This is a genomic window from Faecalibacterium sp. I3-3-33, from assembly GCF_023347295.1.
Lineage (GTDB): Bacteria > Bacillota > Clostridia > Oscillospirales > Ruminococcaceae > Faecalibacterium.
In genome coordinates this window covers 2,849,249-2,861,293 of record NZ_CP094469.1, presented here as the reverse complement: position 1 = coordinate 2,861,293, position 12,045 = coordinate 2,849,249, and the positions used below count along the sequence as shown (strand labels likewise).

12 protein-coding genes are annotated in these 12,045 nt (G+C 60.4%); 9 read left to right on the top strand and 3 right to left on the bottom strand.

Going from position 1 to position 12,045, the window contains the following annotated elements:
- Positions 1-214: 214 nt before the first annotated feature.
- Positions 215-2,098 carry a heavy metal translocating P-type ATPase gene (locus MTP39_RS13380; RefSeq protein WP_249240898.1) on the top strand — a complete coding sequence of 628 codons (1,884 nt, stop codon included), beginning with the start codon at positions 215-217 and terminating at the stop codon, positions 2,096-2,098.
- Positions 2,099-2,159: 61 nt separating this feature from the next.
- Here the strand turns inward: MTP39_RS13380 and MTP39_RS13375 are convergent, their stop codons facing one another.
- The 3 genes from MTP39_RS13375 to MTP39_RS13365 all read right to left on the bottom strand — a co-directional run bounded on the left by MTP39_RS13375 (position 2,160) and on the right by MTP39_RS13365 (position 4,971).
- Entirely contained in the window at positions 2,160-2,843 is a 684-nt protein-coding gene (locus MTP39_RS13375) for a 5'-methylthioadenosine/adenosylhomocysteine nucleosidase (protein ID WP_249240897.1), read from the bottom strand.
- 11 nt (positions 2,844-2,854) lie between these two features.
- Positions 2,855-3,988 (bottom strand): redox-regulated ATPase YchF, encoded by a 1,134-nt coding sequence (gene ychF, locus MTP39_RS13370; protein WP_249240896.1) that lies wholly within the window; start codon positions 3,986-3,988, stop codon positions 2,855-2,857.
- A gap of 86 nt (positions 3,989-4,074) precedes the next feature.
- On the bottom strand, positions 4,075-4,971 hold the full coding sequence (locus MTP39_RS13365; protein WP_249240895.1) for a Fic family protein: 897 nt from the start codon (positions 4,969-4,971) through the stop codon (positions 4,075-4,077).
- A 242-nt stretch (positions 4,972-5,213) separates the two neighbouring features.
- On the opposite strand from MTP39_RS13365, the gene MTP39_RS13360 reads away from it, so the two are divergent.
- The 8 genes from MTP39_RS13360 to MTP39_RS13325 all read left to right on the top strand — a co-directional run bounded on the left by MTP39_RS13360 (position 5,214) and on the right by MTP39_RS13325 (position 12,044).
- A complete protein-coding gene (locus tag MTP39_RS13360; RefSeq protein ID WP_005921458.1) occupies positions 5,214-5,912 on the top strand; it encodes a response regulator transcription factor in 699 nt (232 codons plus the stop codon).
- A complete protein-coding gene (locus MTP39_RS13355; RefSeq protein WP_249240894.1) occupies positions 5,912-7,441 on the top strand; it encodes a sensor histidine kinase in 1,530 nt (509 codons plus the stop codon). Before MTP39_RS13360 ends, MTP39_RS13355 begins: the two co-directional genes overlap by 1 nt.
- Positions 7,442-7,543: 102 nt before the next feature.
- Entirely contained in the window at positions 7,544-7,888 is a 345-nt protein-coding gene (locus tag MTP39_RS13350) for a hypothetical protein (RefSeq protein WP_249240893.1), read from the top strand.
- A gap of 9 nt (positions 7,889-7,897) precedes the next feature.
- Positions 7,898-8,548 (top strand): ribulose-phosphate 3-epimerase, encoded by a 651-nt coding sequence (rpe, locus tag MTP39_RS13345; protein ID WP_081028471.1) that lies wholly within the window; start codon positions 7,898-7,900, stop codon positions 8,546-8,548.
- A gap of 12 nt (positions 8,549-8,560) precedes the next feature.
- Positions 8,561-9,580, top strand: coding sequence for an RnfABCDGE type electron transport complex subunit D (locus MTP39_RS13340; RefSeq protein WP_249240892.1), 1,020 nt, complete (start codon positions 8,561-8,563; stop codon positions 9,578-9,580).
- The gene (locus MTP39_RS13335; RefSeq protein ID WP_249240891.1) at positions 9,577-10,302 is read left to right on the top strand and encodes an Rnf-Nqr domain containing protein; all 726 of its coding nucleotides are present in this window, start codon (positions 9,577-9,579) and stop codon (positions 10,300-10,302) included. Before MTP39_RS13340 ends, MTP39_RS13335 begins: the two co-directional genes overlap by 4 nt.
- Positions 10,299-10,913, top strand: a complete 615-nt coding sequence (locus tag MTP39_RS13330; protein ID WP_249240890.1) for an Rnf-Nqr domain containing protein — start codon at positions 10,299-10,301, stop codon at positions 10,911-10,913. The genes MTP39_RS13335 and MTP39_RS13330 overlap by 4 nt, the downstream gene beginning before the upstream one ends.
- A gap of 24 nt (positions 10,914-10,937) precedes the next feature.
- Positions 10,938-12,044: a putative glycoside hydrolase gene (locus tag MTP39_RS13325; RefSeq protein ID WP_249240889.1), complete on the top strand. Its 1,107-nt coding sequence runs from the start codon at positions 10,938-10,940 to the stop codon at positions 12,042-12,044.
- The last annotated feature ends 1 nt before the right edge of the window (position 12,045 follow it).

Sequence of the window (12,045 nt, the reverse complement as noted above, 5' to 3'; positions counted from 1 at the left end):
CTGTGGAAAAATCCGCCACTTTTCAACAATTTCCACCGGGTTTTCAACAGATTTCGTGAGGAAAACAAAAAAGAAGCGTGAAAAAGTGCTTTTCTGCCGGAAAACTGTGTGGAAAACCCGGGTAAAACTGTGGAATACCCATTTTTTTGCCGAAAAACCTGTGGAAAACCACCCATTTTTCACCCACTGCACCGCAAAATAAGGAGCGTTGCTTATGAACAAGAAACAAAAAAAGACCCTTGAGCGCATTCTGATCGCCGTGGCGCTGGTGATTGTGCTCAAGCTTTTGCCCGCCTTGCCCATGCCGGTGGAGTTGGCGCTCTACTGCATCCCCTACCTTGTGGTGGGCTGGGACGTGCTGCGCAAGGCGCTGAAAGGCATCAAGAACCGTCAGCCCTTTGACGAGTGCTTCCTGATGGCAGTGGCCACCGTGGGTGCGTTTGCGCTGGGCGACTATGTAGAGGGCTGCGCCGTTATCATCTTTTACCAGATCGGCGAGCTGTTCCAGAGCGTCGCCGTGGGCAAAAGCCGCCAGAGCATTGCCAGCCTGATGGATATCCGCCCGGACTACGCCAATATTGAGGACGAGGACGGCAAGCTGGAGCAGGTAGACCCGGACGAGGTCGAGGTGGGCACGGTCATCGTGGTGCAGCCCGGCGAGCGGGTGCCCATTGACGGCGTCATCGTGGAGGGCGCATCTGCCCTGAACACCGCCGCCCTGACCGGCGAAAGCCTGCCCAGGGACGTGAACGCCGGGGATGAAGTCATCAGCGGCTGCGTGAACATGACCGGCCTGTTGAAGGTGCGCACCACCAAGGAATTCGGTGAATCCACCGTCTCTAAAATTCTCGACCTTGTGGAAAATTCCAGCATGAAAAAAGCCCGGGCAGAAAACTTTATCACCCGCTTTGCCCGGGTGTACACCCCGGCTGTCTGTTACGGCGCACTGGCGCTGGCCCTTCTGCCGCCGGTGGTGCTGCTGCTTATGGGACAGCCCGCCCGCTTTGGCGAGTGGGTCTACCGCGCCCTGACCTTCCTTGTCATCAGCTGCCCGTGCGCGCTGGTCATCTCCATCCCACTGAGCTTTTTCGGCGGCATCGGCGGCGCTTCCTCCTGCGGCATCCTCATCAAAGGCTCTACCTATCTGGAAGAGCTGGCAAACACCGGCGTTGTGGTGTTCGATAAGACCGGCACCCTGACGCAGGGCACCTTTAAGGTCACCGGCATCCATCCCGCCGAGGGCGTGACCGACGCTGCACTGGTGGAAGCCGCTGCGCTGGCGGAAAGCTGGTCGAAGCACCCCATCTCCCTGAGCATCAAAGCTGCCTACGGCAAGCCCATTGACGCCGCCCGGGTCACGGACGTGCAGGAGCTGGGCGGTCATGGCGTGACCGCGAAGGCGGACGGCAAGACCGTTGCCGCCGGTAACGCCCGCCTGATGGAAAAGCTGGGCATCACCGTGCCCGCCGTGGAGGGCGTGGGCACCATCGTGCACGTTGCCGTGGAGGGCAGCTACGCGGGCTATCTGCTGATTTCGGACGTGGTAAAGCCCCACAGCGCCGATGCCATCCGCGCCCTGAAAGCTTCCGGCGTGCGCAAGACGGTCATGCTGACCGGCGATGCACAGCCGGTGGCGCAGGCAGTGGCGCAGCAGCTGGGTCTGGACGAGTACCACGCCGGTCTTTTGCCCGGCGACAAGGTGGACCAGATCGAAAAGCTGCTTGCCGCAAAGCAGCCTAAAGAAAACCTTGCCTTTGTGGGTGACGGCATCAACGACGCACCGGTGCTGTCCCGCGCAGATGTGGGCATCGCCATGGGTGCGCTGGGTTCGGACGCCGCCATCGAGGCCGCAGACGTGGTGCTGATGGACGACGACCCCGCAAAGATCGCGCTTGCCATGCGCATCGCCCGCCGCACCCTGCGCATCGTGCACCAGAACATCGTGTTCGCGCTGGGCATCAAGGCGCTGTGCCTGCTGCTGGGCGCACTGGGCATTGCCGGAATGTGGGCGGCCATCTTTGCGGACGTGGGCGTGATGGTCATCGCCGTGCTCAACGCCACCCGCGCCCTGTATACCAAAGACCTGACCAAAAACTGACATAAACGCAAAACAGCCAGACCGGCATTGCCGGTCTGGCTGTTGTTGTTTTTGGGAAAAATTACAGCTTTTCCACCATTGCTGCCACGATCTTGGTGGCGGTGGCGACATACTCGCTGATGCTGAACTTCTTCACCACCAGCACCTCGTGGCCGTCCTCGTCGGCGTTGTCGCTCATGGCGCGCAGGATGACGCAGGGCACGCCGTTCTTGGCGGCGATCTGGCTTACCGCCGCGCCCTCCATCTCCACGCAGTCCGGGGCGCACTTGGCTTCAATGGCGGCTTTGGTCTCGCTGTCGCCCACAAACAGGTCGCCGGTGGCGATCTTGCCCACCAGTGCCTTTACCCCGGCTTCGGCACAGGCGGCTTCGGCGGCGGCGATCAGTTCCGGGTCGCCGGTGTACTCCTTCAGATAGGGCGGGTTCTGGCAGATCATATCCAGCTGGGCATCGTGGTACAGCACCGTCTTGCCGATGACCACATCCCCGATGCCGATTTTGCTGGTCATGTTGCCCGCAATACCGGAGAAGATGATTTTCTCCGCGCCGAACTTGGTGATGAGCACCTGCGTAGTAGCGGCGGCGTTGGCCTTGCCCATACCGGCGCAGCACACCACCACCTGCTTGCCGGCCAGCGTACCTTTGTGGTACTCCACGCCGCCGTAGGGCTCAACGGTGACATTTTCCAGCTTTGCACACAGCTGGTCTACTTCATCGGGCATAGCGCCCATAATACCCAAAATCATGGTGGACTCCTTTAAACATTAAACAGGAACTCGATGACGTCGCCATCGTGCACAACATACTCCTTGCCCTCGGTGCGCTGCAGGCCCTTGGCCTTGACGGCGGCGTAGTCGAAGTTGTTGGCTTCCAGATCGTTGTAGCCGATGACGCTGGCGCGGATGAAGCCGCGCTCGAAGTCGCTGTGGATCTTACCGGCAGCCTGCGGAGCCTTGGTGCCCTTGCGGATGGTCCATGCGCGGCACTCCTTCTTGCCGTCGGTCAGGAAGGAGATCAGACCCAGCAGGTCGTAGCTGGCGGTGATCAGGTTGTCCAGACCGCTGGCCTCAATGCCCATCTCGGCAAGGAACGCCTTCTTTTCCTCGGGGCTGTAATCCGCGATATCCTCCTCGGTCTTGGCGCAGATGGGGATGTAGCGGGCGCCCTCCTCCTTGGCGCGGGCAGCCACCAGCGGGACGTACTTGTTGTTCTCGATGCCCTCCATCAGGTCATCCTCGCCCACGTTGCAGGCGTACAGCACCGGCTTTGCGCTCAGCAGACCCATCTCGTGCAGAACGGTCTGCTGCTCGGTGTCGGCGGGGTCAAAATCGAAGCTGCGGGCGGGCTTGCCGGCGCTCAGATGGTCGGCCAGCTGCTGCAGCCATGCGGCCTCGGCGGCAGCGCCCTTGTTGTTGCCGCTCTTGGCAGCCTTTGCCATGCGGCCTGCGCGGTTCTGCACCACCTCAAGGTCGGAGAGGATCAGCTCGTAGTCGATGGCGTCAATGTCAGCAATGGGGTCCACGGCCTCGGCCTTGGTCACATCCTCCACCACATGGATGATGTTGTCATCGTCAAAGCAGCGCACCACATGCACGATGGCGTCGCACTCGCGGATGTGGCCAAGGAACTTGTTGCCAAGGCCTGCGCCCTGACTTGCACCCTTCACCAGACCCGCAATGTCCACGAACTCCACGATGGCGGGGGTCTTTTTGCTGGTCTGCCAGATCTCGGCCAGCTTATCCAGCCGCTTGTCCGGCACCGCCACGATGCCGGAGTTCGGCTCGATGGTGCAGAAGGGATAGTTTGCAGCCTCCGCGTTCTTGGTGGAGGTGATGGCGTTGAACAGAGTGGACTTGCCCACGTTGGGCAGGCCGACGATACCTAACTTCATATAAAATACGCTCCTTACACGTTTTTTGGCATAACGATACATCTACCATTATACGCGATGAACCCCGCCAGCGCAAGGGGGCAGGGCTATCTTGAATAAGGAATCCTGAAATAATCCAGAACTGCCTTGAACTGATCCTGCGCGGTCAGGCAAGTGTCCAGCAGATACCCGCGTTCGGATTTCCACTCGTGCAGACCCCGGTAGTAGAACAGTTTGAGGTCATCCGTAATAATAAACGGCACGATGTTGTTCCGCAGACACTCCTTGAAGAGTAGCAACCGCCCGACACGTCCATTTCCGTCCTGAAACGGATGGATGGATTCAAAGGCATAGTGAAATTCCAGCAGATCCTCCAGCGACTTGGCAGAAATTTGATTGTATGCGGATAAAAGCTCTTTCATCTGCGGGGCAACCAGTTCCGGCTCAGTGGTGCTTCTGCCGCCGACCTCGTTCGGGAGCTTTTTATATTCACCGACAGCAAACCAGTCTTTGCGGGAATCGCTGGTGCCGCTTTTCAGGGTAAGGTGCAGCTTTTTAATAAACGCTTCGCTGATGGGTTTCTTTGCATCCTGGATGATAAGGTCAATGCACTTGAAGTGATTGGCTGTTTCGACCACATCATCCACATTGACAACACCGTTCTCCATGCCGATGGTATTGGTCTCGTAGATATATCGTGTCTGGTCATGGGTCAGGCGGCTGCCCTCAATATGGTTGGAGTTATAGGTGAGGTCGATCTGAATTTTGTGGTAGATGCCGCCCTTGACCTGCCCGTTCATCTCGTCCTGCAAAATATCCAGCAGGGTTCTGGGTGCTTCCGGCTTTTTGTTGGTGCGCTCCGGGCGCTTTGCATCCTGCGGAATATTCCAAGTCTTGCCGGTAAGCACCGCCCCCGGGATCTTGCCGGTAGCGCAGTAGTTGCGGACAGTTCGTTCTGAAATATTCCATAATTTTGCCGTATCAGCGACAGAATAGTACTTCATGATAACACCTCCCAGTAAAACGATTATACCATTTTATCGGCAAGAAATCAAATTTCGGAGGTTCCGATGTGAACATTTCTTGCCGATAGCGCTGCCGTGCGGGCAGAAATGTGAAAAAAACTACACTTCCTTCTTTATTTTGTCATAACTGTCCCGTATAATAGAAAGGAGAGAGCCTGTCAAAACGCCCGGAAGGGCTGCAAATACAACAAAAACCTGCATAAAAGGGGAGGAAAACACTTATGGCAAACGAAAAGATCCTTGTGGTGGACGACGACGCCAACATCTGCGAGCTGCTGCGGCTGTACCTGACCAAGGAGGGCTATCAGGTCACGGTGGCAAACGATGGCGAAGAAGGACTGGAAAAGTTCAACGCGGTCAAGCCGGACATGGTGCTGCTGGACGTGATGATGCCCCGCATGGACGGCCTTGAGGTCTGCCGCCGCATCCGCAAGGCGGGCAACACCCCGGTGATGATGCTTACCGCCAAGGGCGAGACCTTTGACAAGGTGCTGGGTCTGGAACTGGGCGCAGACGATTACATGGTAAAGCCCTTTGACGCAAAAGAGGTGGTGGCACGCATCAAGGCAGTGCTGCGCCGCTGCCAGACTACTTCCGCTGCCGCCGAGAGCACCGAGGGCGTCATTGAGTTCGACAACCTCCGTCTGGATATGAACAGCTACGAGCTGCGGGTCAAGGGCAAGGTGGTGGAAGCTCCCCCCAAGGAGCTGGAACTGCTCAACTGTCTGGCCTCCCACCCCAACCGCGTGTACACCCGCGACCAGCTGCTGGACGAGGTGTGGGGCTTTGAGTACTACGGCGACAGCCGCACCATTGATGTCCACGTCAAGCGCCTGCGCGAAAAGCTGGCAGGTGCTTCCGATAAGTGGGAGCTGAAAACTGTCTGGGGCGTGGGCTATAAGTTCGAGGTGCGTCAGTAATGCGTAAAAGTATCTCCACAGCCTTTTTTTCCATGGTGTCCACCCTGATGGTGCTGGGCATCGTGCTGATGGGCTGCTCGGAGTGGGTGCTGTTCAAGAATTATTTTGCGAAGGATCGCTACGAAACGCTGGATCAGGTGGTAAACGTTGCCAAGCGCACCGCAGAGTATCTGGTAAACAGCGAGACCATGCCGCAGGGCGCAGAGCTGGACGCTTTGAACACCAAGCTGGAGATCATCGGCGAGAGCGCCGAGGCGTATCTGTTTTTCACCGACCGGCAGGGCAATGTGCTCATTGCCTCCGACCCGGACAAGCTTACTACCGGCACCGTGCCGCTGGATATCTGCCAGCGCGCCAACGCAGTGGCAGACCCGGACGCCCGGCACTACCACGCCTTCAGCGACTTGGGCGGTGCCCTGACCGAAAAAAGCTATATCGCGGCGGTGGAGACCATCGACGACCAGAGCCTGTTCAGCGGCTGGCTGTTTTTGTGCTCCTCCGGTGCGCAGCTTACCGACTTCAAGCAGCAGTTCTGGTCCAACTTCCTCATGTCTGCCTGCGTGATGCTGCTGTGTGCCAGCGTGCTGACCCGCCTTTTGATGCGTCAGCTCACCGACCCGCTGCAAAAAGTCACCGATGCCGCCCAGCGCTTTGGCGGCGGCGACCTCTCCGTCCGCGTGGAGGGCGTGGAGGGCGATGGCGAGGTGGCAGACCTTGCCCGCACCTTCAACCAGATGGCGGAGAATATCCAGTCCAACGATAACTCCCGGGGTCAGTTCATGGGCAACATCGCCCACGAGCTGCGCACCCCCATGACCACCATCAAGGGCTTTGTGGACGGCATTCTGGACGGCACCATCCCGCCCGAGATGCAGAACCACTATTTGCAGCTGGTCAGCGAGGAGACCGGGCGTCTGGCGCGGCTCATCCAGAATATGCTGGATCTCTCCAAGCTGGAAAGCGGCGAGTATCAGGTGAACGCCCGGATGTTCAATATCTGGGAGACTTTGACCGGCGTGGCGCTGGCCGCAGAGCAGCGCATCAACGACGGCATGATCGAGCTGGAAGGCCTGACCATGGACGAAAAGGTGCTGGTCTACGCCGATCCCGACCTGATCCATCAGGTGGCGTATAATCTGCTGGACAACGCCATCAAGTTCACCCCGGCGGGCGGCACCATCCGCTTCAGCGTGGAAAAACTTGGCCCCGAGGCCGAGATCTCCATCTGGAACTCCGGGCAGGGCATCAGCCCGGAGGCGCTGCCCTATGTGTTCGAGCGGTTCTATAAAGAGGATCGTTCCCGCGGCCTGCACGCCCGCGGCTCCGGCCTTGGGCTGAATATCTGCAAGGTGCTGGTCAATCTGGCTGGCGGGCAGATCCGCGTGGAGAGCCAGCAGGGCGAGTGGTGCCGCTTTGTGTTCACCCTGCCCACCTGCTCCCCCAACCCCGGCGGCATGAAGCGCCTGCCGGACGCCGCCGGTCAGCCCGGCGCAGTGGAGGACCCCGCCAGCATGAAGCCGGTAGAATAAGACCCCGCAGCCAGACTGCCCCGCCCGGGCGGTCTGGCTGCTTTGGCATTGTGGGAATAAAAATCCTGCTTACCGCTGTGACCCCCTTTTGTGAAAATGCGTTTGGAGCACTCCGCAGAGTGCGACAAACGCGAAATTAAAAATCTATTTTCCGCTGAATATGGCCAGAGCAATGCGGAGGCCATTCCAAATCGTCCTGCTTCAAAGAAAGCTGCTGCAAAATGGCAAGCCTTCGGCGGCAGCTGCGCGGCGCATGGAGATGCTGCCGCGCAATGGACTTTTTGCGCTATTTACGACTTTTCCGTGAAAAAAACGGCTGCGGGTTTGATTTTTTGGCCGTTTTCATGTAAACTAAAAGATAACCATGCCCGCGTATTTTTTGCCCGGCAGAACCCTGCAAAATGCGCAACGCATGGGATAAAAATTGCTAAAAATAACGGAGCGTAATGAAATATTATGGCCATCGTAAGTCCTTCGATTCTTTCTGCTGATTTTGGCAAGCTGGGTGCAGATTGCCGCATGGTGCTGGACGCCGGTGCGCAGATGCTGCACTACGACGTGATGGACGGGCATTTTGTGCCCAACATCAGCTTTGGTGTGCCGGTGCTCAAAAGCCTGCACAAGGCGCTGCCGGATGCCTTTTACGACGTGCATCTGATGATCAGCCACCCGCTGCAATACGCCGAGCCTTTCATCAAGGCTGGTGCGACCCTGTATAACTTCCATCTGGAGTGCGAAGATGATATTCAGGCCACCATTGACGCTGTGCGTGCGCTGGGCTGCAAGGTGGGTCTGACCATCAAGCCCGGCACCCCGGCCGAGGCGCTGGCACCGTGGCTGGAGCAGCTGGATCTGGTGCTGGTGATGAGCGTGGAGCCCGGCTTCGGCGGGCAGAAGTTCATGCCCTCGGCGCTGGATAAGCTCCGCTGGCTCAAGGCGGAGCGGGAAGCCCGCGGCCTTTCCTACCTGCTGGAGGTGGACGGCGGCGTGGATGCCGCCACCGCACCCCTGTGCGTGGAAGCCGGAGCCGACGTGCTGGTGGCGGGCAGTGCCGTGTTTGGCGCTGCCGACCCCGCTGCGGCTGTGGGCGCACTGGCCAGCCTGTAAGGAGGGCTGTATATGGATGAAGCTTTGATCCAGGAGCAGGAGCGGCAGCTGCAAAAGACCGGCCGGTACTACCAGCACGTTTTCTGGCTGTGTGTGCCGCTGCTGTGCATGGCCTGCTATTTCTACGGCGCGCGCCCGCTGCTGCTATGCGGCGTCGCCCTGCTTACCGGCAACCTGTGCGACCGTCTGGTGGCGCTGCTGCGCCATCGGGTGTACACCAATAAAGATCTCTCCAACGAGAGCTTCAGCCTGATCATCGCTCTGCTCATGCCCGCCACCGTGGACATCTATGTGCTGGTGGTGGCGGTGATGGCGGGCGTGCTCATCGGCAAGGAGGTCTTTGGCGGCTACGGCAGCTACCCCTTCAACCCCGCTGCCGTGGGCTACGCCGTGGCGGCGGTATCGTGGCCGGAGCAGGTGGTGCGCTACCCGCAGCCCTATACGCCGCTGCCCCTGTGGAACGCCTCTGCCGTGCCGGTAAGCAGCACCATCGAGGATACCCTGCGCAGCGGCGGTATCCTGAACCTGAACACCCTCGCCGTTGTGCTGGGCGAGTTCGCCGCCCCCATGGGCACCGGCGCAGCGCTGGTCATTCTGGCCTGCGGCCTTGTGCTGTGGACCCAGAAGGACGTGCACATCGGCGCATCGGCAAGTTTTCTCATCACCTGCGGGCTCATCGCCTTCTTCTTCCCGCGGCAGGTGGGTCTGGCAGACAGCACCCTCTTCAGCAGCTTGCTGCCCCGCTTGCAGGGCATCCGGGACGAGCTGCACACCGGTGCGGTGCTGTTCTGCGCGGTGTTCCTGCTCAACGAGCCCTACACCTGCGCCCACCACCGGCTCGGGCGCATCCTGTACGGCGCACTGGTGGGCATCGCCACCATGGGCTTCCGCTATTTCGGCGTGTACGAGACCGGTGTCTGCTTTGCGCTGCTGGCGGTCAACAGCGTGTCCGCGCTCATTGACCGCACCGAGGAGCGGCTGTACCGTCTGCTGCACCGTCTGCCGTCCGAACGAAAGGAGGCTGCGGAATGAAAAAGCGTACTGCGGAACTGATTTTGCAAAGCCCCGAAAAGTTTGCCCATCATGACCGCGTGTTCCTGAATAACCCGGTGGTCATGCAGGGCATGGGTCTGGCACCGCTGGTGGTCGTGGCTACCACCGGCCAGAACAGCCTGATGCTGGCGGCGGCGGTGGCGCTGCTGCTGGTGCCCTCCCGCGTGCTGGCCTGCCTGCTCAGCCGCCTTGTGCCCCTGCAGGACGAGGAGCCTACCCCGGAGCAGCTGCAAAAAAAGCTGCTGCCCCGTGCGATTCTGTACGCAGCCAGCGCCGCTGTGGTGTACTTGGCGGCGTACCCCATTTTGAACCTCGTGTTCGGCACGGGCCTTTTGAACCTTGGCATCTACCTGCCCATGCTGGTGGTGGAGCCGCTTCTGACCTACCGCTTCGGCCGCGTGCAGGAGACGGTGCACAAGGCCGTTTCCAAGGGCGTGCGCATCACCGTGGGTTATGCGCTGCTGCTGCTCGTGGTGGGCATCGTGCGCGAGTGGCTCAGCCTTGGCACCGTGTTCGGTGCCCCGGTGGGGCGCTGGGCGCTGCTGCCGCTGGCTAAGATGCCGGCGGGCGGCTTTATCGTGCTGGGCATCCTGTGCGCCATCTGGCGCGCTGCGGCTGCAAAGCACAAGGAATATCTGCAAAAGGAAGCGCGGGATACCCTGACCGTGCACTACCAGAAGGAGGCGGACCGCGAACCGTGAAGGAAGTTGTAAGCAGCTCGGCAGTGTTTTTCAGCTACGCACTGCTGGCTATTTTTGCACAGAACGCTGTCTTTACCCGTGCACTGGGCGTGTCCCGCATGGTGCAGCTGGTGGGGGACGACCGCACCAGCAGCGCTTTGTTCGGCATGATGCTGTGCATCACGCAGGTGCTGGTGGCACCGGTGGCTTTCTTTGCCGGGCGGTGGTTCATTGCCCCGCTGGATAACCGCGCCCAGCTGCGCCCGCTGGTGTATATCGCCAGCATCGCCGTGGTGTGTCTGGCAGAGCATCTGGTGCTGTGGCTGCTGCGCAGCCTGCCCCGCCGCGCCCAGCTGCTGCGCATCGTGCCGCTGGCCGCGCTGAACAGCGGTGTGCTGGGTACGGTGCTGGTGGAGCGCACCCAGACTTTTACCCTTGGCCAGAGCCTTGGCTTTGGCCTTGGCAGCGGCCTTGGCTATGTGCTGGCAGTGCTGCTGGTCACCGAGGCGCGCCACCGCCTGCGCAGCAAAGCGATCCCCAAGGCATTCCGCGGCCTGCCCATCACGCTGGTGTATATCGGCGTGCTGGCGCTGGCGATCTATGGCTTTACCGGACATTCCGTTATCCTGTGATGCAGACAGGGAGGAAAGGATACCATGGCTAAGTATAAACGTCAGAAGGTCAAGCATTATCACCGCAGCTTTTACAGCCGGGAAATGCGCGTCAAGCGCGGCATCGGCATTGCGGTGCTGGTAGTGGCAGTGCTGGCAGCAGCATGGTTTGCCGCACCCCATGTGCTGGATTGGGCCACCCACACATGGTATACCGTGGTCAAGGACCGGGATCTTGAGGCCGAAAGCGCTTCCCGCGCCGAGGCAGCCGCTTCCTCTGCGGCGGCAAGCAGCGCTGCCGCCTCGCAGGCAGCGTCTGAACCGGAGCCGGAAGAGGAAAAGCCGCTGGACGGCAAGGCCATCACCGGCGGCAGCTGGGCAGAGCTGGATGTGACCACTCTGACCGATGAAGCCGCCATCCGCGCCGCCGCCCGGCAGCTGAAGCAGCAGGGCGCAGACTACGCCCTTGTCACCCTGAAGGATGCCGCTGGCACGGTGTATTATGCTTCCGGGGTGGCAAATGCCGCCCAGAGCATCACGGAAAGCCCGGTGGATGCGGCAAGCATCGCCGCCATCCTGCGGGAGGAGGGCATCATCCCGGCGGCGCAGCTTGCCGCCTTTACCGACCCGGTGTCGGTGTACACCGACCGCAGCATGGGCGTGCACTATGACGGCAACAGCCTTTGGCTGGACAATGTCAGCGCAGCCAAGGGCGGCAAGGCGTGGATGAACCCCTTTGCCGCAAGCGCGGTGCAGTATGTCGGCGACCTCATTGAAGAGGTGCAGGGCATGGGCTACGAGCAGGTGGTGCTTACCGGGGTGCAGTTCCCCAACATCATCACCCGCAAGCAGGACTTCGGCGCTTCCGGCGGCAAGAGCCGGGAGGGACGCGCCGCCCAGCTGACCGCCGACATCGCCGCATGGCAGACCCGCTTTGCGGGCAGCGTGACCCTGTGGGTCAGCTACCCGGACGCACTGTGCACCGCCGCCAACGATGCCCTTGGCACCACCGGCGTGTCCCTTGGCATGGAAAATCTGCTGGTCACCAGCAGCACCGCGCTGGACGCGGACAGCCGCGCTGCGCTGGAGCAGGCCGCTGCCGACGCCGGTGTGCAGCACATTGTGGTGCACGACACCGCAGCATTCCGCTGAA